The sequence below is a fragment of the Brevibacillus brevis NBRC 100599 genome (assembly GCF_000010165.1).
In the GTDB taxonomy this organism is placed as follows: domain Bacteria; phylum Bacillota; class Bacilli; order Brevibacillales; family Brevibacillaceae; genus Brevibacillus; species Brevibacillus brevis_D.
On sequence record NC_012491.1, the window covers coordinates 3,822,462 to 3,847,650 of the forward strand.

The 25,189-nt window shown below is 44.6% G+C and carries 23 protein-coding genes and 1 pseudogene; 6 read left to right on the top strand and 18 right to left on the bottom strand.

Annotated features, from left to right (window positions below; genetic code table 11):
* Window positions 1-56 precede the first annotated feature (56 nt).
* Window positions 57-1,811, top strand: coding sequence for a phosphomethylpyrimidine synthase ThiC (thiC, locus tag BBR47_RS18260; RefSeq protein WP_041749507.1), 1,755 nt, complete (start codon window positions 57-59; stop codon window positions 1,809-1,811).
* Between the two features lie 15 nt (window positions 1,812-1,826).
* On the top strand, window positions 1,827-1,997 hold the full coding sequence (locus BBR47_RS31325) for a hypothetical protein (RefSeq protein ID WP_173362204.1): 171 nt from the start codon (window positions 1,827-1,829) through the stop codon (window positions 1,995-1,997).
* 49 nt (window positions 1,998-2,046) lie between these two features.
* On the opposite strand, the gene BBR47_RS18265 is transcribed toward BBR47_RS31325, so the two are convergent.
* The 15 genes and pseudogenes from BBR47_RS18265 to BBR47_RS18335 all read right to left on the bottom strand — a co-directional run bounded on the left by BBR47_RS18265 (window position 2,047) and on the right by BBR47_RS18335 (window position 19,008).
* Window positions 2,047-2,376 (bottom strand): DUF1904 family protein, encoded by a 330-nt coding sequence (locus BBR47_RS18265; RefSeq protein WP_015891915.1) that lies wholly within the window; start codon window positions 2,374-2,376, stop codon window positions 2,047-2,049.
* Window positions 2,377-2,816: 440 nt separating this feature from the next.
* Window positions 2,817-3,752: an RNA ligase family protein gene (locus BBR47_RS18270; RefSeq protein ID WP_015891916.1), complete on the bottom strand. Its 936-nt coding sequence runs from the start codon at window positions 3,750-3,752 to the stop codon at window positions 2,817-2,819.
* Between the two features lie 323 nt (window positions 3,753-4,075).
* A complete protein-coding gene (locus BBR47_RS18275; protein WP_015891917.1) occupies window positions 4,076-5,248 on the bottom strand; it encodes a serine hydrolase domain-containing protein in 1,173 nt (390 codons plus the stop codon).
* 475 nt (window positions 5,249-5,723) lie between these two features.
* Window positions 5,724-6,635 (bottom strand): VanZ family protein, encoded by a 912-nt coding sequence (locus tag BBR47_RS18280; protein ID WP_070105180.1) that lies wholly within the window; start codon window positions 6,633-6,635, stop codon window positions 5,724-5,726.
* 709 nt (window positions 6,636-7,344) lie between these two features.
* Entirely contained in the window at window positions 7,345-8,070 is a 726-nt protein-coding gene (locus BBR47_RS18290) for a DUF4097 family beta strand repeat-containing protein (protein ID WP_015891920.1), read from the bottom strand.
* Window positions 8,071-8,138: 68 nt separating this feature from the next.
* Window positions 8,139-10,478, bottom strand: coding sequence for a S9 family peptidase (locus tag BBR47_RS18295; RefSeq protein ID WP_015891921.1), 2,340 nt, complete (start codon window positions 10,476-10,478; stop codon window positions 8,139-8,141).
* Window positions 10,479-10,512: 34 nt separating this feature from the next.
* Window positions 10,513-10,737 (bottom strand): annotated as a pseudogene (locus BBR47_RS32020) (hypothetical protein); the annotation flags it as partial.
* Window positions 10,738-10,848: 111 nt separating this feature from the next.
* On the bottom strand, window positions 10,849-11,541 hold the full coding sequence (locus BBR47_RS18300) for an ABC transporter permease (RefSeq protein WP_015891922.1): 693 nt from the start codon (window positions 11,539-11,541) through the stop codon (window positions 10,849-10,851).
* Window positions 11,534-12,457 carry an ABC transporter ATP-binding protein gene (locus BBR47_RS18305; protein ID WP_015891923.1) on the bottom strand — a complete coding sequence of 308 codons (924 nt, stop codon included), beginning with the start codon at window positions 12,455-12,457 and terminating at the stop codon, window positions 11,534-11,536. The genes BBR47_RS18300 and BBR47_RS18305 overlap by 8 nt, the downstream gene beginning before the upstream one ends.
* Before the next feature lie 155 nt (window positions 12,458-12,612).
* Window positions 12,613-13,548 carry a sensor histidine kinase gene (locus tag BBR47_RS18310; RefSeq protein ID WP_041749509.1) on the bottom strand — a complete coding sequence of 312 codons (936 nt, stop codon included), beginning with the start codon at window positions 13,546-13,548 and terminating at the stop codon, window positions 12,613-12,615.
* A gap of 1 nt (window position 13,549) precedes the next feature.
* Window positions 13,550-14,254 carry a response regulator transcription factor gene (locus tag BBR47_RS18315; protein WP_015891925.1) on the bottom strand — a complete coding sequence of 235 codons (705 nt, stop codon included), beginning with the start codon at window positions 14,252-14,254 and terminating at the stop codon, window positions 13,550-13,552.
* Window positions 14,255-14,640: 386 nt separating this feature from the next.
* The gene (locus BBR47_RS18320; protein ID WP_015891926.1) at window positions 14,641-15,999 is read right to left on the bottom strand and encodes a GerAB/ArcD/ProY family transporter; all 1,359 of its coding nucleotides are present in this window, start codon (window positions 15,997-15,999) and stop codon (window positions 14,641-14,643) included.
* A gap of 12 nt (window positions 16,000-16,011) precedes the next feature.
* Window positions 16,012-16,248 (bottom strand): hypothetical protein, encoded by a 237-nt coding sequence (locus BBR47_RS18325; protein WP_041749510.1) that lies wholly within the window; start codon window positions 16,246-16,248, stop codon window positions 16,012-16,014.
* A complete protein-coding gene (locus tag BBR47_RS18330; RefSeq protein ID WP_015891927.1) occupies window positions 16,241-17,407 on the bottom strand; it encodes a Ger(x)C family spore germination protein in 1,167 nt (388 codons plus the stop codon). Before BBR47_RS18330 ends, BBR47_RS18325 begins: the two co-directional genes overlap by 8 nt.
* Window positions 17,404-19,008, bottom strand: coding sequence for a spore germination protein (locus BBR47_RS18335; RefSeq protein ID WP_173362205.1), 1,605 nt, complete (start codon window positions 19,006-19,008; stop codon window positions 17,404-17,406). The genes BBR47_RS18330 and BBR47_RS18335 overlap by 4 nt, the downstream gene beginning before the upstream one ends.
* 145 nt (window positions 19,009-19,153) lie before the next feature.
* On the opposite strand from BBR47_RS18335, the gene ligD reads away from it, so the two are divergent.
* The 3 genes from ligD to BBR47_RS18350 all read left to right on the top strand — a co-directional run bounded on the left by ligD (window position 19,154) and on the right by BBR47_RS18350 (window position 21,291).
* Complete coding sequence (gene ligD / locus BBR47_RS18340) at window positions 19,154-20,056, top strand: non-homologous end-joining DNA ligase (RefSeq protein WP_015891929.1); 903 nt, start codon at window positions 19,154-19,156, stop codon at window positions 20,054-20,056.
* 73 nt (window positions 20,057-20,129) lie between these two features.
* A complete protein-coding gene (gene lgt / locus BBR47_RS18345; protein WP_015891930.1) occupies window positions 20,130-20,927 on the top strand; it encodes a prolipoprotein diacylglyceryl transferase in 798 nt (265 codons plus the stop codon).
* 124 nt (window positions 20,928-21,051) lie between these two features.
* The gene (locus tag BBR47_RS18350; RefSeq protein ID WP_015891931.1) at window positions 21,052-21,291 is read left to right on the top strand and encodes a hypothetical protein; all 240 of its coding nucleotides are present in this window, start codon (window positions 21,052-21,054) and stop codon (window positions 21,289-21,291) included.
* A gap of 70 nt (window positions 21,292-21,361) precedes the next feature.
* Here the strand turns inward: BBR47_RS18350 and BBR47_RS18355 are convergent, their stop codons facing one another.
* The 3 genes from BBR47_RS18355 to BBR47_RS18365 all read right to left on the bottom strand — a co-directional run bounded on the left by BBR47_RS18355 (window position 21,362) and on the right by BBR47_RS18365 (window position 23,837).
* The gene (locus BBR47_RS18355; RefSeq protein ID WP_015891932.1) at window positions 21,362-22,381 is read right to left on the bottom strand and encodes an inorganic phosphate transporter; all 1,020 of its coding nucleotides are present in this window, start codon (window positions 22,379-22,381) and stop codon (window positions 21,362-21,364) included.
* Window positions 22,374-22,991: a DUF47 domain-containing protein gene (locus BBR47_RS18360; RefSeq protein ID WP_007728239.1), complete on the bottom strand. Its 618-nt coding sequence runs from the start codon at window positions 22,989-22,991 to the stop codon at window positions 22,374-22,376. Before BBR47_RS18360 ends, BBR47_RS18355 begins: the two co-directional genes overlap by 8 nt.
* A 159-nt stretch (window positions 22,992-23,150) precedes the next feature.
* Window positions 23,151-23,837: a GGDEF domain-containing protein gene (locus BBR47_RS18365; RefSeq protein WP_041749512.1), complete on the bottom strand. Its 687-nt coding sequence runs from the start codon at window positions 23,835-23,837 to the stop codon at window positions 23,151-23,153.
* Window positions 23,838-24,111: 274 nt separating this feature from the next.
* On the opposite strand from BBR47_RS18365, the gene BBR47_RS18370 reads away from it, so the two are divergent.
* On the top strand, window positions 24,112-25,188 hold the full coding sequence (locus BBR47_RS18370; protein WP_015891934.1) for a type III polyketide synthase: 1,077 nt from the start codon (window positions 24,112-24,114) through the stop codon (window positions 25,186-25,188).
* Window position 25,189: the final 1 nt, after the last annotated feature.

Here is a 25,189-nt window from a genome sequence, read left to right on the forward strand (position 1 = left end):
TTTCGCCTCCCTAAACGGTTCTCACTTTCGTGCAGCCAAAACAAGGAGGTTTTTTTATGTCATTGGTGTCATCTTTTCCAGGCAGTCGCAAAGTATACGAAACAGGTAGTCGTGCGGACATCCGTGTCCCGATGCGCGAGATTTCCCTTCATCCTACCGAAGGATTGTCTGGCTCCACACCCAATCCTCCTCTTCGCGTGTACGATACGAGTGGCGAGTATACCGCAGCGGGTTACGTTCCTGACATTCAAGCCGGACTGCCCTCCATTCGCCATCAGTGGATCGATGAGCGAAATGATGCGGAAACGTATGTCGGTCGCGAACCACAACTAGTCGACGACGGAATCCGAAACGAAGAAAAGGCTGCCACCCTCCCCACTTTCCCTCGAGAGGACTACAAACCAAAACGGGCAAAGCCAGGCAAAAATGTTACCCAGCTTCATTATGCCCGAAAAAATATCATCACACCGGAAATGGAATACGTTGCCATTCGCGAGGGTGTCTCCCCTGAATTTGTACGGGCAGAAATCGCCGCTGGACGTGCGATCCTTCCTTCTAACGTCAATCATCCGGAAAGCGAGCCGATGATCATTGGCCGCAACTTTCATGTGAAAATCAATGCCAACATCGGAACGTCTGCCGTCAGCTCTTCGATGGAAGAAGAGGTCGAAAAAATGATTTGGTCTGTTCGTTGGGGTGCCGACACCATTATGGACCTCTCGACGGGAAAACATATACATACCACGCGGGAGTGGATTATCCGCAACAGCCCCGTTCCAGTCGGAACTGTCCCGATTTATCAAGCACTTGAAAAAGTAAATGGGAAAGCCGAGGATTTGACATGGGAGGTTTACCGAGACACCTTGATTGAGCAGGCGGAACAAGGCGTCGATTACTTCACGATTCATGCTGGCGTTCTTTTGCGCTACATCCCCATGACGGCTAAGCGTGTTACCGGTATCGTCTCTCGCGGCGGGTCCATTTTGGCCGCATGGTGCCTGGCCCATCATGAGGAAAACTTTTTGTATACGCATTTCGCTGAAATTTGTGAAATTCTGAAGGCCTATGACATTTGTGTATCCCTCGGGGATGGACTGCGTCCTGGCTCTATCGCGGATGCGAATGACGAGGCACAGTTCGCGGAGCTTGAAACATTGGGAGAACTCACAAAAATTGCGTGGGAACACGACGTACAGGTCATGATTGAAGGCCCCGGTCACGTCCCTATGCATCTTATTCGCGAAAATATGGATAAACAGTTATCTATTTGCCATGAAGCCCCTTTTTACACACTTGGACCACTCACGACAGACATTGCACCTGGCTATGACCACATTACTTCAGCGATTGGCGCTGCCATGATTGGATGGTTCGGAACAGCGATGCTCTGCTACGTAACGCCCAAGGAGCATCTCGGCCTTCCTAATAAAGAGGATGTTCGCAACGGTTTAATCGCATACAAAATCGCAGCGCATGCCGCTGATCTCGCAAAAGGACATCCGCGGGCAAAACAGCGAGACGACGCTTTATCCAAAGCTCGTTTTGATTTTCGCTGGAACGATCAATTCAATTTGTCCCTGGACCCAGAGCGCGCCCGCGAATATCACGATGAAACGTTGCCAGCAGAAGCCGCCAAATCCGCCCATTTTTGTTCCATGTGCGGGCCTAAATTTTGTAGCATTAAAATATCCCACGACATTCGTCACATTGCTAATGAACAAGGATCTGCCCAAGATCCCGCCATTCTTGCAGGGATGCAGGAAAAATCGCGTGAGTTCCGCGAACAAGGAAGCCGTTTGTACCAGTCGTAATCAAGGGGGATGCATATGGAGGAAGCCAGTCGTTTACGCGAAAAGATCATTCGACTAGAGGCTGAGCTAGAGCAATTTAAACAACAATTGCGACTCATTCAACAAGACTGCAGCCACGTCTATATCGAAACTCCACTTACGCGAACATGCTCCAAGTGCCTGCAATCCGAAAGCCTCTATTATTAATAGAAAAAGGTCGAAATCCTTTCCGGAGGATCTCGACCTTTTTTCTTGCTTATTTCGCTGTACCGACCTGCAACGGAAGTCCTTCCTTATAATAGAGAGTAGGCGATAGCAGGATGAAGAAAATATGGACATGCAAAAAGCCTTGCTTCTTCAAAATGCCGTGTACGGCGCTTGCAATCGCATCATGTTGCCTTTGTTCACGGGGAAACATCATGATCTCTACAGACAAAGGACTGTTTGTCAATTGCTCTACCTGAAGCAGCTCCAATTTCACCTTTTCCTGAGCTACTTCAGCATTTTTGGAAAACTCTTCTATAAGAATCTGGGAAATGGGCTCTATGTCTTGCTTCGCAAAGCCTTTAAACCGAAGAAACGGCAAGTCAATTCCTTCTTTCGTAAATAAGTTCGCACAGTCATTATAAACAAGTCTCTAATTGTATATCAATGAAAAAAGGATTAAAGAAAGTGAACAACAAACATTCGCAACTGGAGCAAGAGACGCTAAGAGGGCCATATCAGAGAGCAGCTCCCTTCCCATGAGGTGTGGTGGACGTACCACGGAAGGAGGAAGCAGCTCAACCAGATACAGCCCAAATCCGCTTAACCGATCAGTTCTTTATACAGAGTAGTATAGCTTGAATTCAATACTTAATCAATAAAAAAGTTTCGTAAAATTCCAACAAGAATCCATCCACTCACACCGAATGATCGCCCGGTGAATTTTCAACTTTCGGAATCAAAGGATGATTTCGTGGAAAAACATCCCACTATTTAAGATGAGGGATGTTTTTTATGTTCTATTTGTTGCACCATGAGAATCTACTCCAAGACACAGTAATCAACAGGTATATCAACAACTGCTTGAATACTCGGTTGCCGTAACGTATAGCCTTCTGTCCACTCCGCAAATTGTACCTTAACCGTGACACTTGGTCTCAGCCACACAGCACCCTTGAACCTTGCTGGGGTATTTGCAAAGGGCCTATCATTTTGTATCAAAGGTACAATCTTTTCCGTCAGAGTCACCCAGTCATTTCGAGTTAATTTACCTGTTCCTGCGTGGCCTATATAAAATAAGCGCCCTTGGGGATCATACAGCCCTAACAAGAGAGAATTCACAACGTTATCACGCAGCGTAACTCCCCCGACTACAGCTATGGTGTCACGATAGTATTTTTTCTTTTGCCACTGTTTCTCTTTCCCACCAATGACGTATTTACTGTTTAGATTCTTCATAACAATGCCTTCCATACCATGCTGTTTGATGACCTCATACATAGCGTTTCCATCATCATGACCTTCAACTAATTGTACATGGTCGTTGGGAATAATGATTTCTGATAATAAGTTGAGACGCTCTCTCAATGTAAGATCGATTACCCACTCATTATTTGTAAATAGGACATCAAATATCATGTAGGTAATGGGGACAGCCTTCTGTGCCTGGCTGACTTTCTCCAATCGTCTAATCCCATCCCGACGCATCACTTCATGAAAGGACGGTTTTCCGTCAGCTCCTAGTGCAATCACTTCTCCATCTAAGATCACCGAGCGAGCCTTACAATATGTCTGTATGTCAGCTAACTCTGGGTATTGGTGAGTCCGCTCATTTATTCTCCGATTGTATAAATGAGTCCTTTGACCATCAAAGTAAGTTAGGATTCGAACTCCATCCCATTTAACTTGGGCGATCCAGTCGTCCCCCTGGGGTATTACCTCACAGCTAATTGGCTCCATAGGTATAATTGGATTCATTTTTCACCTCAGAAAAGGGAAATGTAGTATTATCTTATACTCTTCTTTATGGGAGTTTTTGTTGTTATTCATACCATCCTGTCACCCACTATTTATTTGCTCTTTTCACATCATAAAAAAAATCTCCCACCCTTTCGAAAGGTGAGAGTTTACATTGAATATAATAGATACGTGTGGTGATACCCCTTTTAATAATTATCGTTAGCTGTATGCATCTCTATCCCATAGTTTCTAAAACCGCTCGCTAGATATCCCCCTTGAACCAGAAAGGTAGATGTGTAACTATAAAAACGATAACAAAATTTATCAGTTTTCCTTTTTGCCTACTTACTAAATTCAGCAAGTAAAATATTTTTAAAAGGATCAGGATTGTCAGCTTTTCCTAAGCTGTTCAAATTGACGGCTATCGTATGCTTACCTCCAAGTGTACCTCCAGCAAAAGTGCTAAACCCTGGAATGCCACCTGAGTGTCCCCATATCGAGACACCGTTTGGAAGCTTCGTTTCATAGATTCCAAGGCCATATCCGATGATTTCAGCACTTCCTGTAGGAACTGTCGTAAACATTTGTTTTAGTTGCTGTTCCTTCAGTAATTTGCCACTAAGTAAGGAAGAGAAGAATTTGTTTAAGTCGTCAGCAGTAGAAATCATATCTCCAGCCGAGCTACCTATACTTGGGTTATAATAAGTAACGTCTATTAGCTCAATTGCTCCGTTTGGTTGGAAATATCCACGGGCATGGTTGGTGCCTGGAATAACGCTTGAATTGCCAGGTAGAAATGTATTCGACAATTCAAGGGGTTCAATAATCCGATTTTCAATCTCTTCCGCATAGCTGTTTCCGGTTACTTTTTCAATAAGGATACCCAGTAATACGTATCCTGTGTTTGAATAAGACCAGCCCTTTCCTGGGGCAAAGTCTGGGGGCAGCGAAAGTCCCAACTTCACTAGTTCTTCAGCAGTAAACGATTTTTTTGTATTTTTAAAGAAATCAGCTTCTTCTGACCTTGAGTATTCGGCGATACCACTTGTATGATTCAATAACTGCCGGATAGTAATCTGTTTAGCATCATATCCGTTTCCTTGAATGACACCAGGCAACCAATTTTCGATGGAGTCGTCTAGATTCAGGCGGTTTTCTGCAGCTAATTGAAGTACAACCGTTGCGGTGAACGTCTTCGTCACGCTGGCAATACGAAAGCGAAAATCTGTTTTCATTGGTTTCTTGGTGCTCAGATTCGCTACCCCAGCAGCATAACCCCACGTTTTTCCACCCTCAGAAGCTTTAGCAAGTATCCCCGGGAATCCAAAATGCAATGTATCCCGCATTGCTTGTTTGACGGAATTACGATCTCGTTGAATACTTTTGTCTGCCGAACTAGATACATTTTCCGTGGACTCTGCTTTTACAATTGCGGTTGGTGTTGTGTATAACAGGGAACTTCCAGCTATTAAAAGGGCAAGACTTGCAAATGTAATTTGACTACGTGTTTTCATAAGGCATTCCTCTCCTCTATTCATATTGTATGAGTGGGTGGTTGCATGCTTGTTGTTTCGAACTAACTACACAGCTATCATCTTCACCAAAGACAAAAGGGCAACATGGAATTCGCAATTTGTTTTTCACATAAATATATCTTATCTAGCCCCCCTTTCACTCTTCTTTATATTTTTATCCTATACAATGAAAATTTCTTTTTTCTTATCCATACCTTACAAAATTCTTACGTTCAAAATAGGATAGTAGAATGGATACCGATAAAATTCGTTGAGGGGTTAAACTGATAATAAAAAAGACGCGTTTCTCGCGTCCGGTGCTTACTCTTCGTATGTGGGAATCCAGAATTCCTTCCCCTCATTTTCAATGATAATACACAAATCCCCGTTTAGTGTTTCTCTAATTTCCTTGATCTTTTCTAAAAAGCGGTCAATAGAATTACTCACTCTGCGCTCACACAGGATGTACTGTTCCTTACTCCCACCAATGTTGCATTCCACGGATTCCAACATCCCACAGCTTAGCGTTTCCGGAAACGATAATGGTAATTTCGTTTACCTCGTTAAAAGGCATCTCCCTTAAAGCTTCTGCCCCTTGATAGGATTGTTCGTTTAACTGAGCTATTTCTTGTCCATCTACGATGATTTTGGCTTCACCCTTTGAGCCCCCATTGTCGGGAATGCCGAAATAGAAAGAAAGCCAGACATTTTTTTGGTTCCCCAGAATATAGTGGTACGTTTTGGTTGATTCCCCTTCACTGCTATACACGTTCATTTTCGGCTCTATTTGCTCACCTGCTACCGAAAAGCTTGGGAGATTCTCAGTCATCGGTGTAGTTCCTGTCATTTCTTTGACAACCGTTAATGATTGAACGGGGCCTTCTCTTTTTTTGAGGATTTCAGAGACAACCATGACTCCAAATACAAGTACAACAATAGTTAGAGCCGAAGCCATGAGCTTTTTATAAGAAAGGTTTGAAGAAAATCCAACTCGATAGGCAACATAACCAATCGCTGCACCTATTGTATTGGATATCACATCATTTACATCAAAGCTACCTAGATAGGTTAGGGCCTGAACTGTTTCTAGAACAAAAATCGTTAAGACAAACAAGGATATGAACTTCCCAAATCTTACACGATACAACAGGGGAAATAATATTCCAAAAGGGATGAAAGCAGCAACGTTTCCGAAATCAACAATCCATGAATAAGTTAGTTCTGGAAATGTAAGTGGTACTCCCTCTGGAACAAGTATAAAGGTGTATCCATCTACACTAGTTGCACCGTCGAGCCTGTTAAACGCAAAGAACATAAAAAATAAAATTAAAATTGTATAGCATATGGTCCCAACTAAGATGATTTTCCGTGATTTCGTTTCCATCATTTCAATCTCCTTAAAGCTATTTTTTTCTGAATGATTTTACTTTGAATTGATACGTTTAACACAAAAAAGCGTTAGGTTTCTGTTGTAAATTGATCTATTTTTCGTTAAAAAAGAATAACACAGGATTTGCACTATTCTTCATCAACCTCAATCTCGTCTAATTCATCTAAGATTCCGGCAAGCATTTATTCTTCCGCTTCAAAAGGCTCCCCATTAATATCTAAAGTTTTTTCCTTATACTGTTCATTCCATGGGACACCACAGGCTGCTGCGTATCTTTTGGGATCGTAGGGGATACCAACTTTTAGGACACTGTGGATAATTTTTGCAACCTTACCACACATATGTCCAATGGCTTTCCTCTTGGGCATTTGGTCTTCTACAGTCTCTCGTAGTATGCCGTAAAGACATTATATGCAAAGAGAGTAGCTGAAGTTATGGTTCCTGTCAAAAAGCATACTTGTGTGTGTCACTAGATGTTAAATGACACAAATGCGTAACCTTCATGAAAGCATTCTAAACAAAGAGCATTCCTTTGACCGTATGTTTTCGATATTCAACTATAGCAGAGAGATTCCAGGTATGTCAGAGTCCAAATTACACCAATGTCTGTTGACATAAACTTTGTTTCTGTCCGTTGAACTAAAAATGATTGCTAACAATACCAGGCCTGATCATGATTATGGCAAACCTGGTACGATAATGACATTTAATTTTTGAACAGAATTTCGCCCGTCAGTGTGGAAATGTTGAGCGTTGCACTCTCGGATTGAGCCTCACCCACATATCCATGGAGTTCTTTGGAAACAACCGTTGTGGTATTTGTTGCTTTTTCAAGAGGAACCTGATTATCGATTTTTCCTAGTTTTGTTGATAGATTTACATATAGATGTGCCGATTGATCAGGTAGAGCGAATTCGACGTTACCAACGCTAGTAGATATGTTACTGCTTTCCATACCAATTACATCCGTTACAGTAACGTCACCGGCACTGCTGCTCACATTTAAGTGTTGGACCGACAATTCTGACTCAACGGATATGTTGCCTAATTTATTATCTATCTCAAGGGATTTGAATTCTTTATACGGAAGACGAATCGTTAAAGATGGCAATGGCCCCGTATTTATGATCTTTAGTTTATTTTTAAGTATAATCTGTAATGTTCCATCTTGGATCGACTTAGTCACGTTGGTATCCATTCCATGTGAATTGCCCTTGGATAATTCACATTCCGCTTGATTGATTTGTTTGTCTCCTATGACTGTAACTATAGCAGCGTCACTCTGAATTTTTAGGGAATGAATGTTAGTTACATCTATTTGAGAAATATCCCCTTTTGCTTCATTCGAGACATTTCTAATGTCTGAATTTACAGCGAGTCCGATACTGGCAGCGGCCAGGAGAATCATAGCTAACTTCATCTTGTTGTTCAAACGTTTATCTTCCTTTCTTCTGCATTAGTTGTGCTACCTATTCCCTAGCAACTCTTACCTTATTAGCTCTACGGCTTCAAATTTTTATCCAAAAACTTGATCATTGTATTGAAGAAATCGATCAAGTTCTCTTCGTTGGTGAAGCCATGTCCTTCATCATCCTTGACCATATACTCCACTTGCACGCCGCGTTTTTTGAGTGCTTCGACAATTTGGTCGGATTCTGCTTTGTTCACCCGCGGATCATTCGCCCCTTGAGCCACGAATAATGGAGTTACAATTTTATCGACGTGGAACACCGGCGAAACTTGCTTCAGCATTTCTTTGTCCTTTTCGACATCGCCGACACGTTCGTTTAAGAGATTTCTCATGTTCTCCCAATACGGTGGGATCGTTCCCAAGAACGAGAACATATTCGATATACCTACATAATCAACAGCAGCAGCATACAATTCCGGCGTTTTCGTAATGCCCGTCAAGGTTGCGTATCCGCCAAACGATCCGCCATAAATACCAACTCGCTTCGGATCAGCAATCCCTTGCTGAATCGCCCACTTCACACCGTCAGTAATATCATCTTGAATTTTCAATCCCCATTGTTTATTCCCTGCATCCCTAAAGGACTTCCCATACCCCATTGATGCACGGAAATTCATTTGAAGTACGGCATACCCGCGGTTTGCGAGCAATTGCGCTTCCGGGTTGAAGCCCCACATATCACGTGTCCACGGCCCACCATGCGGATTAACGATCATCGGCAGGTTTTGAGGCTTTTTATTTTTCGGTAATGTTAAGTAACCGTGAATCGTTAATCCGTCGCTGCTCTTGTAAGAGATCGGATACATATCAGCCATCTGATCTGGTTTAAGCCACGGACTCAGATTACTTAAGGTTTTTAACTCTCCGGATACGCTATCGTAAAAATAATACATCCCGTAAGTCTTGTCATTCGAAACACTAACGATCAGCTTCGTCATATCCTCGTTATAATCGTTTAGCCCGATTTCACTTTCACTGACGCCAAGTTTCTGCTGCAGCTTGCGGTACATAGCCTCGAATTTATCATCGAAAAACGCCAAATGCGTTTTATCTGTCACATAGACAGCCGCCAGCATTTTATCTTGATTTTTGTCGTAATATGCTCCTGTTACGTCAACTTCCGGATGCTGATACAGAACTTCTTCCTCACCCTTTAAATTCAACTTGACGAGCGCCGTCTTGTCCCGACCGTTATTGGAGACCGCATAGATCGATTTGCCGTCTGCCGAGAAACCAAGCGGATTCATTGCATCCCCGTAATTTAACGTAACCAGCGGTTTGAACGCCTCTTCCTCCGTATCGCGGTACAACATTGTACTTCCGATACCGTCGCTTTCAGAAGCGAGCCGAATTTTACCTTGGCGATCAGCTACCCATGACAAAATGTTCCCTGGGTTTTTGGCGATCAGCTTCGTTTCCCCTGTCTTTACATTCAATTTATATACATCGAAGATGGTAGCATCTTCTTTATTCATCGAAATCAAAATTTCGTCTTTCACACCAGATAAATCGCTCACGAGTTGAACACTGACCTTATCGTAAGGCGTCAAATCCACTTCCTTATTGCCATTAAAAGTGGACGAATACACATGGAAATTCTCGTCTCCGCCCTTATCTTTGCGATATAGAATGTTATCGCCTTTCCAGAAGAAGCCAGCGATATCGCGATCTCTCGAGCTCGTCACGCGAATAGGCTCGCTTTTCTCACCGATTTTCTCTACAAACACATTGGAACGGTTCTCCCAAGTACCCGCATAAGAAAGATACTTGCCATCTGGAGAAAGCTCATACCCAAAGCTGCCCGGACTCCGCATGAAATCCTCCACGGAAATTTGTGACACACCTCTCTCGTCCATCGTTAATAGCATTTTATTGCTGTAATTTTTAAGCACAACAGCCGCTTGAGCTACAGTCACTGGCTGATCTTCGTGCAAGCTTCCATCTGCATCCCCTTGAATGAGCCCAAGTGCCTTGGCGCTTGCCGCATATTCGGCTAAGCTCGTTTCTCCCTGTTCCTTGCCGAGTGCCCTCACCATCATGCGTGCCATCTCGCCGCGTTTGATCGGAGCGTCAACGGAAGTGAATTCTCCTTCCTTCAACCACCCCTTCTCGGAAGCAACCTTCATCGGATCGATGCCATGTTGATATGTAAGCGACATTACCGCATAGCGGATAAAGTCTTTAACAGAAATCTCTTGATTTTGTTTTACACCTTTGTCAACTATTCCCTTCGTTACGAGTGCCTGTACTCCATCTTGATACAATGGTGCTGCTTTTTTCGCTCCATCTTGTGCCATGACTGACACGGGAACGGATACGGCCATAATAGCCGCAATCGCTGCGGAGACTAGTCGTTTTCTTGCATTCATGCTTTAAGTTTCCCCTCTCTGCTGGAAGCGTTACCCTGAATTTTTGGGAATGAATGTTATTTACATCTATTTGAGAAATATCCCCTTTTACTGCATTCGAGACATTTCTAATCTCCGATGTTTCTGAATTTACATTTGTGTTCGTCGGTATAGAAAAGTTTTGCTGGAACGAACTTGGTGTACTAGTGACAGAGGATTCTTTCGTACATCCGGCGAGTACGATACTGGAAGCGAATAGGAGAATCATGGCTAGCTTCATGTTGTTATTCCAATGTTTATCTTCCTTTCTTTTGCATTAGATGCGCTGGTTAACTAGTTATTGGGAATAATCATTGGTATCGCGTAAAAATATCAAATATACTCTACCAAGTTAACGAATATCGATTTGATCAATTTTGCGAATCGCCATGTATCCGACCGCTATGCCAATCGCGGCTAGCAGAATTGGAACGATAATAACGTCATTCAAGCTGAATCCGCCACTGTCCGAGCAGGTCAGCAATACGATGATGATGGAGGATACAATCGTCGTCGGAACAGAATATTTGCGCATCCCGAAGTAGAGCGGAATCAGCGCAATGAAGCTTGCCGCCAGCGCATGAAAACCTAATTTCGCAGCGTGCTGCAACACGAGCGTCTGCGTCACTTCACCCGGTACGAAATGTGTGAATGAGTTGATGAAAAAATACAACGTACTCAATATAATCGTGGAAGCCACGATACATAGAAAGGTGAACGCGATCACGACCAGAAGCTTAGCCGCAATGATTTTATGACGTTTGATCGGGTACATGAACAAGACGGTAATCGTCTTATGATTGAACTCATCGATGACGAATCGCCCCAGTAAGACGGCCGCGAAAATAATAAATGTCCCTCTCACAAATACATCTATCATAGAAAGCACCCTGCTATAATTTTCAAATACGTTTATGCCGTGCAGCTCTGGCGAATAGCTCATTAACATCATGAATCCGAAAATGATCAGAGTAGCGATCGCAGCACTGCGAATATACCCCATGATCTTAAATTTTCTTAGCTCCAGCTTCATCAAATTAAGCATGTACTCCGCCTCCATTCAACACTTGCAAAAAATAATCCTCTAACGAGCCGCTTCGTTTATGAATCGAATCAATTACCACTTCATTCATGATCAAGGTTTTAGTAATTTCGCTTTGCGCCACATGCTGGTCATAGATTCGTATGAATTGATTGTCGATGACTCGGATATTACTCAATTGAAGTTTATCCGTTAAGACATAAGCAGCTCGACTGCAATCCGTCGTCATAATCTCGATGTAATTCGTCGTCTCGCCGCGAATTTCGTCCATCGCAATCTCTCGGAGTAACCGCCCGCCTTGAATGACGCCAATTGTATCCGCAATTTGCTCGATCTCGCCTAGAATGTGGCTGGAGATCAATAGCGTCGTGCCATATTCCTTGCACAATATGCGGAATACGTCTCTTAACTCTTTGATCCCTAGCGGATCGAGTCCGTTTGTCGGTTCGTCGAAAATAAGCAGCTCCGGTTTGGTCGTAATAGCGCGGGCGATCCCCAGGCGCTGTTTCATCCCGAGCGAGAAGGTCTTTACTTTCTTTTTGCCCGTATCGACCAGACTCACAAGTTCCAGCGCTTCATCAATCGCCTTCTTGTTGTAGTACCCCATATATTCGCAATGCAGTTCCAGATTCTCGCGGGCTGTCAGCTTATCATAGAACACCGGGTATTCAATAATGGTTCCCATGCGTCCCAGAAGATGATAGGAATTCGGCATGAGCTTCTCTCCAAATATCTCGATCTCCCCACTCGTGGGCTTGACGAGATTCGTAATCATCTTCATCACTGTCGTTTTTCCTGCGCCGTTGGGACCCAAGAATCCGTAGATTTCGCCTTTCTTCATATTCATATTTACATTCGAGACGACTTCCTGCCCTTGAAAAGCCTTGGTCAATCGATTCGTTCGTACTATATGCTCCATACTCTTTTCTCCTCTCGCTCTCTCATAACTGCATCTTACAGGACGTAATCTTCTTTTTTCTTACTTCACTCTTACGAAATTCTTAAGCTGACTCCAGATGCGATGATACTCATGAAAAAACTCATGAAATGAATTAACCTTCTTCCATTCATGAGCTAGTATTGTACTTTTTTCAATTGAACGGTAAACACCGTTAACTCATAAGGCTTGCTACGGAGGTGGATAGACCCGCCCATACTCTCCACCAACCGCTTCGTAATGGTAAGACCCAGTCCGCTGCCTTGGTAGAACTTATTCCGCGAATCTTCCAGCGTATACATCCGTTCAAACACATGATCGATATGCATCGCATCAATGCCCTTTCCCCGGTCCCATATATCCACATAGACAGAAGATTCATCTTCCCGGAGCGTCAAACCGAGTTGCTTGCCGTGATTGCCATATTGAATGCTGTTCGAGATCAGATTGTTCAGCACGCGGTGCAGCCCCTCATCATTACCGAAGCCATAAATCGGATGATCCGGGATCTCGATATGGACGAGGTAGTCTTGCTCCGCAAGAATGTCGTAATAAGCCAGAATCGTCGTGCCGCAACGTTCATTCATGAGAATTCGGGTCATCGGCATATCTTGATCCCCGGACTCCAGCTTAGCCAAATCGAAGAAATCATGAATGAACACCAACGTCTCTTGGGTTTTGACATACACTTTGCCTAGCATACGTTCGCGCTCCTCTGCATGCATCGCCGGATCGAGATGGAGCATCTCAATATAACCCAGTACGACGGTCAAGGGGGTCTTCAGATCGTGCGAAATATTCGATACCATCTTTTTTATCGATATTTCCATTTTGGCATAGTCTGAGTACACCTGATGTTGCGCCTCCAAGAGCCGATTAATCTCTATCAGTAGCGCTTTGAACTCCCGGTCGTTCGTCATGAGCAATAACTTCTCATGGGTAGCGAGGGATGATATGCGTTCGATCTCTGATCGCACCCGGCGCAATTGCTTGCGGTGGCCCACGCGATTAACAGCCTGATACATGACTAAACAGATAAGAATCGCGATTATCATCAATAGAATGAACGTCATCTTAGCCTTCCCACTTGTAGCCAATGCCCCATAGCGTCTTAATATACCGCGGCTCTGACGGGTTATCTTCTATCTTGTCCCGCAGCCTGCTCATATGAACATTAATGACGTTCTCGTCGCCGTAATAGTCATCGTTCCATACCTTCGCGTAAATTTGTGCTTTCGTAAAGACGCGATTGGGATGCGCTGCGAATAGTCGCAGAATCTCGAACTCTTTGGATGTCAATTTTATCGGCTCCTCTTGCTTGAAGACAGCAAAACTATCGAAATCGATCCGTAAATCGCCCATGTTCAGGGTGTTATGCTTCGTCTCAACGCTCGCGTATTGCGTCGCCCGCCGGATGATCGCCTTCAGTCTCGCAGACAATTCGATCATCGAGAAAGGTTTCTCAATGTAGTCGTCTGCACCGAACCCGAGGCCTAACGCCTTGTCGATGTCGCTGTCCTTCGCGGACATAATCAAGATCGGCACATGGCTGTAAGCCCGAATGCGGCGGATAACTTCCATTCCATCTATCTTGGGCATCATAAGATCGACGAGTAACAGATCAAATCGCCCCTGCGCCTGCTCGAATTTCCGAAGTCCCTCGTCGCCATCCCCGGCAACGGTCACCGCATATCCTTCTTTCGTTAAATAAGTCTCAACCATTTCTACAATGGCTTGATCATCTTCTATAATGAATATCGAATGATTAATAACAATCAATCCTCTCCACGCTTACTATGACTTTTCATTTCATTAGTATAACAAAAAAGAACCGTAAGATTATTATAATCCGATCATCCCAAATCGAGATAAGACACGCTATTAACAACCTAGGTAGAAATTACTTATGGAAAGAGTGATCGACAGGGCGAGAACAAAGACAATTGGATTTGAAGATAAAGAGAAGCGATTAGAAGAAGCTAGGATGCAATGAAAGCTATTGACGCAATCAGGTTATACGTGCGTTATCCGTGCATTTATTTATTTCTATCCGGGGTAGTACCAGCGTCGCTTTTAGCTCTTGTAGGTAAATATTAATGAATTGCTTATTTTAAACGAGATAGCTGCATAAATGCATCACGCTATTGGCCTCTAAGCTTTCGACCTTATTGTCGAAACGTTCCTGCCTGCTTTGCTCTCCCCAGCCTTTGCTTGCCATGATTAAGAGCCTGCATTTCCCCGTAGCTCGTCAACAGCGCTATCAGTAAGAAGGCAATGTACAAAACAGCTGTGGCAACCCCACCTACCGCTGATTTATCCTTAAAAAAGTCCCCAATCAATATCACGATCACACAACCGCTTAAACAGACTGTCGTGGTCCACACCATCGACCGGTAAAATCGATAAAGCTTCGTTCCTTCGGGAATGAGGCTTTGCTCTCTTCCTTTATTCTTTCTCCTCACATGAATAAGCAAAAAGAGCGCCAGCGGCAATTGAAACGCGAGCACGATCAACGGCAAGCTATAACTAATAAATTGATCGATATCTGCTATATTTGGAAACGCGAATATGGAGGATACAACGATAAACCATCCACACGGTGCATTGAGTGTATTGTAATGCCGCTGTCCCCCAAACGATCCAACCCCCACTAAAAATGCCAAGTAAGCGACAATGACTTTAATTGTGAAAGCGGGGAACCAAACACTAAAGAGGATCATTTCAACCCTGTCCAAAAAATCTGTGACGTGGATTTGCTGGACGAGAATATAGATGGGGAAATTCAGTCGACCGGCGATAATGAAGCCCATCACCCCGAGCAAGACGAGCAGCATAATCGTCGTTCCAAAGCCAACGATGATGATCCCGTGCTTCATCGCAGCATAAAATAGCCGCGGCTCCACAACAGCATGCAAGAATGCCCCAATGAGAAAAACATCACCATATACTCCCACTGGTAGAAAGTTGCTGACCACGATCCGATCCAATCTACTGGTTAAGATTGGTTCCAATCGCTCTACGTTGTATTCATTCATCAGCAGGAAATATAACGAAATGCACATGATGAAATAAACAGGAAAATAAAACTCATTTACCCGTGCTGCCACCTCAAGACTCGTTTTACCATAGTACATCATCAACAGGACGAAGACGAGTAAGATGATCTCCAATGGCGTGGTAGGCAATAAAGAGATATGCAAAAAATCAGCAGCCCCTTTAATATCGATCGCCAGGATGATCCAAATGTAGAACAAAATGAGTAGATTGACAGCACCACCAATCCACTTCCCACCGATAATAAACAAGATTTCAAAGATATTCTTCCCTGGGTAAGCCTCAACGAGCTCACTCAAAACGTACGCGATAAAAATCGCATAAAAAATGGGGAAAATTTGAGAGAACCAAGCATCCATCCTTGCTACTTGAACAACAGACCTCAAGAAACTGATCATCATTCCTGTCATCAAGACACTGCCGACGAGCCAGGCAATTTGTCGATGATTGACAACCTGCTTGTGAATCATACTTGGGCCTCCTTATACGAACTGATCCAGCCACCTCTTCACATGGGGAGAGAAAATGTTCATAATGCTACTCGTTGGAAGCATTTGATAATACTGGAATTGCAAGGCGATTAAACAAACAATAGTTAGGGTGTAGAAAATAACAATAACTCCCCGCTGTCTTCCATCCATGCCTTTTCGCTTCAGGATAAATTCCCCAATGGAAAGTATCAGCATGAAGATAAAAAAGACCAGAAATATTCTATTCATGATCATCTTCACCTTTGGTTATATTCTTCGTTGTCTGTCCGAAATTGGATATGCTCACTTTGGATCGGATTTCATATGTGATTTTCGGAAGTTCCTCATTCCACTTGTTCCGATATCGGTCTCGCCACTCTCGCGGATAATTCCTTGACAATGCAATTCCTAACCCAATGAAGTCTGATTGTTTCTTTTGGATCGTTTGCATCATATGGTTCACGCCGTTATTGATTTGCTCGACGAGCTTCGCTTGCAGCATTCTAATATTTTTCTCTTCCTCGAGATCGAGGTTTGACAGATTCTCCACCACAACGGCAGAAGCGTATAGGTCAATTTTGAAATGGATGTGGCCTTTCCTAATCACGGGCTTGATTTTCGCCCTTCCTTTCGACAGAGTTATCGTAAGCCGTTCGTGCTTGGTAAGGGGCAGCACAACAGAAAACGGTGTAAAATCGCGTTGGAACAATCGCAAGCCGAGCAGTTCTTTGGGCTTCACGATGGTTACGAGCTTGTCGTGTCGAAATAAACCTACCCCCGTTGCCTCTATTTCTTTTGACTTTCCTTTCGGATGGGACTCCACTGCTGCCAGAACGGGTAAGATGGCATCAACCCCTGGTGTTCCGAGCATCTGGGCCACATCCTTCAACGTTACCTTAATGCCCCCCATTTTAACCAACTCACGCATCGCTTCTCCTGAAAAACGTTCAAATTGCGGCTGTGCGGTTAGTAATTCGATTGCTTTGCCTTTTGTCATGACAATGTAAGCCGTCAGTCTGTTTTCCGGAAAGCGCGCGACAATATCAAGAACATCCGACATTCCGTCCTTCCCCAGTTCTTCGCCAATGACGATCATCCGGTGATGGGAGTAATAAATTTCTCGAGACATTCTTGACTGGATCAATCCATTCGCTTCCCGGATTGTCCTGCCTACTGCGGAATCAACGTAATAACTCTTATCACCACTCGTCCCCCCACCACCTCCAGACTGTGCACCCAGACTGCTGACGAGGGGAACCTGAATGGATAACCGATACCTACCGTCTGGTTCCTTATCCATCGCCATTGCTATGACAATAGCCATATCATTTACTTCACGCCGATCCCAACAACCAGAAACCAGGAACATACAGACCGCCACAATCAACAAGCGGGTCACAGTCTTCACGATTCGCCCTCCTCGTTTGGATGACGGTTGCCAGTCACCCCTGATTGCCCTCCCCTTTGCTGAATAGAATTCGCATAACCATCATTCATACGCCTTGCATTTTGTACACCCAAAAAGCTCGGGCGTTTTTCCATCATCGACCATGGAGCTCTTATCAGTACGTCTTTGAGATCGCCGATCGACATCGGTCCTAGCGGCGATAAATAAGGGACACCAAAAGAGCGCAGGTTGGCCATATGCCCGAGGATTAGCAATAACAATACCAGCATTCCATAGATGCCGAGGATTGAAGCGGCTATCATGATCGGAAAGCGCAGCATTCTGAGTGAAATCGATGCATTAAAATGCGGAACGGTAAATGAGGCTATCCCTGTGAGCGATACGACGATAACCATGGGGGCAGAAACAATCCCTGCCTGCACAGCTGCCTGACCAACGACCAACGCACCTAAAATACTGACGGCTTGCCCAACCGTTTTCGGGAGGCGAATCCCCGCTTCTCGCAAAGCCTCAAAAGAAACTTCCATGATTAAAGCCTCTACAATAGCCGGAAAAGGAATAGACTCGCGTGCCGCCGCAATACTTAAAAGGAGCGTGGTCGGTAGCATCTGTTGGTGATAGGTCGTAATGGCCACGTATAAAGCAGGGGTAATGAGCGAAATGATGAGAAAAACATAACGCAGCAGTCGAACAAGGGTAGCCATTTGAAATCGCTCGTAGTAATCCTCGCTGGCCTGCATCATCATCCAAAACGTAACGGGCACGATTAAAACCATCGGTGTCCCATCCACAAATATCGCGACACGTCCCTCCAGCAATGCCGCAGCAACCGTGTCTGGGCGCTCCGTATACATAACCTGAGGGAAAGGCGAGTATGTGTTATCCTGGATCATCTCTTCGATATATCCGCTTTCCAGCACAGCATCTAAATTGATCTTACTGATTCGAACAGTAACCTCCTGTACGATCTCTGGATCAGCTATCCCATCCAGAAAGGCAACCACCAGATTGGTGTTTGTCTCACGTCCAACTACCAAAGACTTCATTTTCAATCGAGGTGTTCGCAATTTGCGCCGCAGCATCGACGTGTTCGTGCGAATATTTTCGATAAAACCCTCACGCGGCCCCCGTACGACGGCTTCTCCTTCTGGTTCATTAACCGAGCGCTTTTCTGCTCCACGAATGCCGAGCGTAAGCGCTTCTGTATTTCCCTCTACAAGAATACCTGTATCACCTGAAAGCACAGCCTGTAGCAGCTTTTTATAATCGTCTACTCTTCCCATCTGGGAAACAGGCAAAAGTGACTCTTCTATCACTTTTATATCTTCATCGCCGTCTTCAAGCACCATTAACGATTTCAGTGCAGAATTGACTTCTTTGGTATCAATCAGCCCATCGACGAAGACAGCAATCGCACGGACACTGTTTTTTTGGCGGAAATCTCGTATGACAAAGTCGGAGCAATCAGCGAACATTTTTTTCAACAGTTCAATGTTCTCTCCCAATTGAGGAGAAATCGGTATACCCTCCAGCTCAATCAAGCTGCAGGCATTCATTGTCTCAATCAGTTCCTTCATTTTATCTTTCTTCTTGAATTTCATTTTCATCACCAACCGTTGGAAAGCTACCCGTATTATGGTTGATTGGCAGGAAATATATGCAAAGAGCTATTCTCATCACATAGAGAATCGTGGATGGGAGATAGTAGGAACACCTATACCGTTTCAAAAGAAGGTGAACATGTCATTGTGTCCTGCAACAAAAGAGTACGAGCTGACGATCGACAATCACACATTGTCCATCACAAACCCTGACAAGCCTCTTTGGCCAGAGGCCGAGGTAACCAAGCTAGATTACTTGCGCTATTTGCTGATTGTTGCAGCCCCACTACTCCGGTATAGCAAGGATCGGCTCTTAACCGTCATTCGCTACCCTCACGGAATCGGTGACAAGCACTTCTATCAAAAGAACGCCCCGGACTATGCACCCGACTGGATACAAACGCATATGTGGGAAAACGTACGTTACGTACTGTGCAATGATCGAGCGACACTCGTATGGATGGCGAATCAAGCTGCATTGGAATGGCACGTCTCCTTTCACCTCGCCAAGGATGAGACTCCGACAGAGCTCGTGTTTGACCTCGATCCTTCCACAGATGACTTTGCTGTTGTGATAGAGTCTGCCCTCTTATTGAAACAGCTGCTCAATGAATTACAGCTGCCTTCATGGGTCAAGACATCCGGTTCCAGTGGCTTGCAAATCTATGTTCCGATCGAGCTCCGCTATACGTTTGAACAGACGCGCCAAGTCGGACATTTCATCGCATCCTATTTAGTCAGCAAGCATCCCTCCCTTTTAACCATCGAGCGCTTAGTGAAGAATCGAGGTGATAAGCTGTACATTGACTATTTGCAGCACTGGCGCGGAAAGACATTACCAGCCCCTTATTCAACCCGTGCAAAAGAACAGGCAACCGTCTCAACGCCACTCCTGTGGGAAGAAGTTCCCCATTCTCATCCCACAGATTTCACCGTTTATACGGTACCCAAACGTCTGGAAACATTCGGAGATTTATTTTCCTCCATATCTGCCCCGACAAAACGGGCCTCTCTTGATGCCATCCTCGGCTTTTTGCAGTGTCAGTAAGCCGTTAGTTGGAATCATGCTGCCTATTTGTGCTATACTTGGCACAGATGTTTTGAGGCAAGGAGGCACATTCATGATTGATCCGATCGCAATTGCAATCGGCCCCTTAAAGATTCACTGGTATGGCATTATAATGGGGCTGGCGTTTTTCTTGGGTACTTATCTCGCTCGCTACAATTCCAAACGTTCTGGCATTGATCCCGATCACGTCTTGAACATGGTGGTTCTGATCATTCCAGCAGCCATCGTTTGTGCAAGATTGTATTATGTTACGTTTGAATGGCAGCAGTACAAAGACAACCCACTGGACATCTTCGCAGTTTGGCAAGGCGGCTTGGCTATTCACGGTGGTTTAATCGGTGGTGTTCTGGCAGGAGCCTGGTATATTCGAAAACATAAACTGCCGTTCCTTCGTTTGGCTGACATTTTTATGCCGAGTGTTATTTTGGGTCAAGCCATCGGACGTTGGGGAAACTTTATCAACCAGGAAGCTCATGGTGGTCCCGTCTCTGCTGAGTTTATGGAAAAGTTCCCTGCGTTCATCCGCGAACAAATGTTTATCGGTGGACAATATTACCACCCTACATTCTTGTATGAATCGATGTGGAACCTTGTTGTTTTCGCCATTCTCATGCTCATGCTGTACCGATTCAAAAAATTCGATGGACAGGTCTTGTTTAGCTACATGATCCTGTATTCGATTGGACGCTTCTTCATTGAGGGCATGCGTACAGACAGTTTGTTGATAGCCGATACCCTGCGTGTCGCTCAATTAGTCAGCCTGTGCTTAATTGCTGCCGGTGTCATCTTGTTGCTCGTGTTTGCACGGAAAAGCAAGCAGGCCGGACATTCCCAAAACTCGATCGAATAACGTCAATATGCCATATCTATTGCCACTCAGGTCAATCCGACCGGGTGGTTTTTTCTTTGCCTTGTCTGAATTGTCGCAATGCAGGCAATAACTAGGAGAAAGAATGAAAAAGGAGGGGAATAGGATGGATGACGGAATTTTGGAAGAGTATCTTGATCGCTACGTACGTATTCATTTTGCTCCTGATAGGATCGGCCAAGGATTATCCGCGTATGCAGAAGGCAAATTGTATGATTACAGCCCAAATGGCATATTAATTGAAGAACGGGATGGCTCGCTTGACTATATCCCATTCTCTGCCGTACGCCTCGTGCAAATTAAACCCAAGCCGGGCTTATGGGAGCGTTTAACGGGATCAAGTTAATGAAAAAGACACCTTCCCGCGTACTTTACAACGGAAAGGTGTCTGTTGTCTGTTGGATAAAGATGTAGCTCTACAGGAATACGTCAAACACGACGTAACATGCAGCAGCCAAAAGTCCGGTAATCGGAAGGGTAATGACCCATGTGACCAATATTCGGCCAGCCAGGCCCCATTTTACAGCGTTCAGCTTTTGCGATGCCCCAACCCCCAAGATGGCGGATGTGATCACATGCGTTGTGCTCACTGGCAGTTTCAAAGCTGTAAAGATTGTGATAATCAAGGCAGAAGACAGGTCTGCTGAAAAACCGGAAATTGGCTTGATTTTCATAATCTTACCACCCAAGGTCTTGATGATCCGCCATCCACCAAATGCCGTTCCTAATGCCATTGCAAGAGCAGCTGAAAGTTTTACCCATAGTGGAATAACGAATTCGCCCGGTGCTTGTACCAAGAATCCTCCAGAAATCAGAGCAAGGGTGATTACGCCCATTGTTTTTTGCGCATCGTTGGCTCCATGGCTGAAAGCCTGCCAAGAAGCTGACAATACTTGCATCGAACGGAAACCTTTATTGGTTTTGTGATACGCTGAGTTACGAACAAACCAAGACACAAGCTTGATCACCACAAAACCAATAGCAAAGGCAACAAGCGGTGATATGATCAACGCCTGAATAATGCTAATGAAACCTGACCAGTTAATGGCGCCACTTCCTGCGGCACCAAAAGCGGCACCTGCAACGCCTCCGATAATCGCGTGCGAGGACGAGCTAGGAATTCCGAACCACCAGGTGATTAGGTTCCACAAAATCGCAGATGTCAACGCCGCCAAAACGACGACCAATCCATTTTCCAGTTTGAATGGATCGGTAATGCTTCCCCCGATTGTCTTCGCTACCCCCGTATACGAGAGTGCACCAATCAAATTACACAGGGATGCAATAATAATCGCGGTTTTCGGACTTAATGCGCGTGTCGAAACAGAAGTAGCAATCGCGTTCGCCGTATCATGAAAACCATTGATAAAGTCAAATGCTAGCGCCATGATGACGACGAGTACGAGAATAATCACCTCTGGCGAAAGATCAGGCATTCTTTAACACGATCCCTTCTACCAGGTTGGAGACGTCCTCAGCGAAGTCAGCACAGTCTTCGAGCTTATCGTAAATCTCTTTGAGTTTGATCGCTTCCATTGGGTTGGTATCAGGAGAATTCAACAAATCAGATACCATTTTGCGGTAGTTGGAGTCAGATTCATGCTCCAAATCTTTGATTTCCCCAGCGATTTGTGTAACGACTTTATGATCCAGCTTGCGCAGTGTGCGAATCAGCTCGATCAGCTTAGCCGAGCATTTCACCAAAATGTTGGCTTGTGCCAATACACGTGGATCTGGTTGAGTCACTTGGTACAGATACATACGATCAGCGACACCGTCAATGTAGTCGATCATCGAGTCCATCGTATGAGCGAGCTGGTGAATGTCTTCACGCTCAAGCGGAGTGATAAAAGTAGAGTTCAACTCGTTCATGATGCGACGAACGATTTCGTCTCCTTCTTTCTCGACAGCCTTGATTGCCTTAACCTTTGTTTCTAGATCTTGATAGTTTCCTATCATTTCATAGAAAAGATGAGTTCCTTTGTGTACCGTGGCAATCTGCTGTTCGAACAGATCAAAGAAGATATACTTGTTTGATTTTAACATACGGGACTTCTTCACTCCTTTGAATAAATGGCACCTACAAGATTATATCGAATGTTATTGTTTCCGTAAATTTAAAATCAAGGTCAAATGTGTATATTTTTCTTTAAGGAATTATTAAGTTTTTGTAAATGCTCTTTACAATAAAAAAAAACACTCGTGTCAAGAGAGAGGACGAGTGTTAGCCTTGCCAATATTTATCATTTCATTCGAAGCGACCATCATGCAATCTTTCCTTTTTTTCGCTTCATACATAAGCATATCTGCTTTTTTCGCTAACTCTTCCGCTGTTGCGGCATGCTGTGGATACGAGGCTACTCCGATGCTGACAGTGACCCCTGAAAGTGCGTCTCGCACTTGATTTTGAATTCGTTCTCCGATTCCCAGTGCTCTTCTTGTGTCTGTCTGCGTTAACAAAACGACGAATTCTTCCCCGCCCCACCTTCCAACAATGTCTTGTTTCCGTACACTTGCTTGCAAGATTCTTGCAAATTGGCAAAGGAGTCTGTCGCCTTCCATATGGCCAAATGAATCGTTGAATATTTTGAAATTATCCAAATCAATAAACAATAACGTAACAGATTGATGATTGCTTTTTGCCAACTCTACTTCTGCGACCAACTTGTCCAGAAATCTGCGATTGACGAGAACGCCTGTGAGTGAATCGTGATAAGCCATCTGCCGCAGCTGATCTATATATTTCCCTATACGATAGGCAGCAAGCGTCTGAATGACAGCCACAAGAAAAAGAAAGACAACCATACTCTCATCCGATGGCAATCCGTATCCGATCAGCCAAACCGAAATGATTCCACAGGACACACCCAAGCTAATCCAGCGTGAGCCCAAAGTACACTACCCCCGATCTATCCGATGTTCCCCTCTTTTCATTCATACATTAGACCTATCTATCAAAATCTACAGTAGGTCTTTTTTCATATAATCAGGAATATTTTACCTATCTTTTTTTATAAGTTCAAGCAAATCCACGAAACTGCCACTTATTCATTCAAACGAATCATGGAAAAATCCTGACAATCAACCTGCGGCCTTCGCACATGGTGCTGCATGAATTGGAACCAATTGGAAGGGATAAGCTAAGGGCTAATCAAAATAGACGGGAGTGAATGAATGGGTGCCCCGTATAGAAGCAGTAGCTACAGCAGTACCTTCCCACGAGATTACACAAGAGGATTCCATGAAACTGGCACGCCTATTTTTTCAAGATGCTTTTCCCGATATAGACCGTTTGTTACACGTGTTTGCACATAGTCACATTCAGAAGCGATATTTTAGTATGCCAATGGATTGGTTTTTGGAAGACCGACCGTTTGCGGAGAAAAATCAATTGTATATCGAGCATGCGGAAGCCTTGGCAGAGGAAGCAGCTCGAAAGTGTTTGACAAAAGCTGGGGTCGAGCCGTCATCCATCGATTGTCTGATGTTTGTATCAAGCACTGGCATTGCGACCCCAAGCCTTGATTCCCGCTTGCTCCATCGTTTAGGACTCCGTTCCCAAGCAACCCGTGTCCCGTTGTGGGGCCTCGGCTGTGCTGGTGGAGCGATGGGATTGTCGCGTGCATGCGAGTACACCCAGGCTTATCCCTCCCGGCGAGTATTGCTTGTGAGCGTAGAGCTGTGTGGCTTGACCTTCATCCGACAGGATTTGTCCAAAAGCAATTTGGTCGCAACCTGCCTCTTTGGGGATGGAGCTGCAGCCGTTTTAATAGAAGGAGATCAAGTGTCGTCCTCTTCGGACACACCTAAGGTTCAATTCTGTGATGCGCGAACGACAACATGGCCGGACACGGTAGATGTCATGGGATGGGAATTAACCGATCCAGGATTAAAAGTCATTTTCTCTCGTGACATCCCTACTCTCATTCGTTCTTCCATGCGAGAAAACGTGGAGAGCTTTTTGTCACCGCATGGGATGTCTATTGACCATCTACGTCATTTCATTTTCCATCCAGGTGGCGCCAAGGTACTAACGGCTTATCAGCGGTCCTTGGGCATTGGCACAGAAGCCACTCGGTTTTCTGAAGATGTCCTAACCAATTTTGGAAACATGTCCTCCCCTACGGTTCTGTTCGTCCTGGAAAAAAGCATGGAGAAGGCGTGGGAGCCAGGAGATCGCGGATTGGTCGCTGCGCTTGGACCTGGATTTAGCTCCGAGCTCTTACTTCTGGAGGCGAGATAGT

Coding starts and splice junctions, on each gene's coding strand:
- BBR47_RS18300 (WP_015891922.1), bottom strand. CDS start 11,541: ATGCTTAATTTGATGAAGCTGGAGCTAAGAAAATTTAAGATCATGGGG.
- BBR47_RS18335 (WP_173362205.1), bottom strand. CDS start 19,008: ATGAAATTCAAGAAGAAAGATAAAATGAAGGAACTGATTGAGACAATG.
- BBR47_RS18275 (WP_015891917.1), bottom strand. CDS start 5,248: ATGAAAACACGTAGTCAAATTACATTTGCAAGTCTTGCCCTTTTAATA.
- BBR47_RS18305 (WP_015891923.1), bottom strand. CDS start 12,457: ATGGAGCATATAGTACGAACGAATCGATTGACCAAGGCTTTTCAAGGG.
- BBR47_RS18280 (WP_070105180.1), bottom strand. CDS start 6,635: ATGATGGAAACGAAATCACGGAAAATCATCTTAGTTGGGACCATATGC.
- BBR47_RS18320 (WP_015891926.1), bottom strand. CDS start 15,999: ATGATTCACAAGCAGGTTGTCAATCATCGACAAATTGCCTGGCTCGTC.
- BBR47_RS18270 (WP_015891916.1), bottom strand. CDS start 3,752: ATGAATCCAATTATACCTATGGAGCCAATTAGCTGTGAGGTAATACCC.
- BBR47_RS18350 (WP_015891931.1), top strand. CDS start 21,052: ATGGATGACGGAATTTTGGAAGAGTATCTTGATCGCTACGTACGTATT.
- BBR47_RS18295 (WP_015891921.1), bottom strand. CDS start 10,478: ATGAATGCAAGAAAACGACTAGTCTCCGCAGCGATTGCGGCTATTATG.
- lgt (WP_015891930.1), top strand. CDS start 20,130: ATGATTGATCCGATCGCAATTGCAATCGGCCCCTTAAAGATTCACTGG.
- BBR47_RS31325 (WP_173362204.1), top strand. CDS start 1,827: ATGGAGGAAGCCAGTCGTTTACGCGAAAAGATCATTCGACTAGAGGCT.
- BBR47_RS18360 (WP_007728239.1), bottom strand. CDS start 22,991: ATGTTAAAATCAAACAAGTATATCTTCTTTGATCTGTTCGAACAGCAG.
- BBR47_RS18310 (WP_041749509.1), bottom strand. CDS start 13,548: ATGACGTTCATTCTATTGATGATAATCGCGATTCTTATCTGTTTAGTC.
- thiC (WP_041749507.1), top strand. CDS start 57: ATGTCATTGGTGTCATCTTTTCCAGGCAGTCGCAAAGTATACGAAACA.
- BBR47_RS18325 (WP_041749510.1), bottom strand. CDS start 16,248: ATGAATAGAATATTTCTGGTCTTTTTTATCTTCATGCTGATACTTTCC.
- BBR47_RS18355 (WP_015891932.1), bottom strand. CDS start 22,381: ATGCCTGATCTTTCGCCAGAGGTGATTATTCTCGTACTCGTCGTCATC.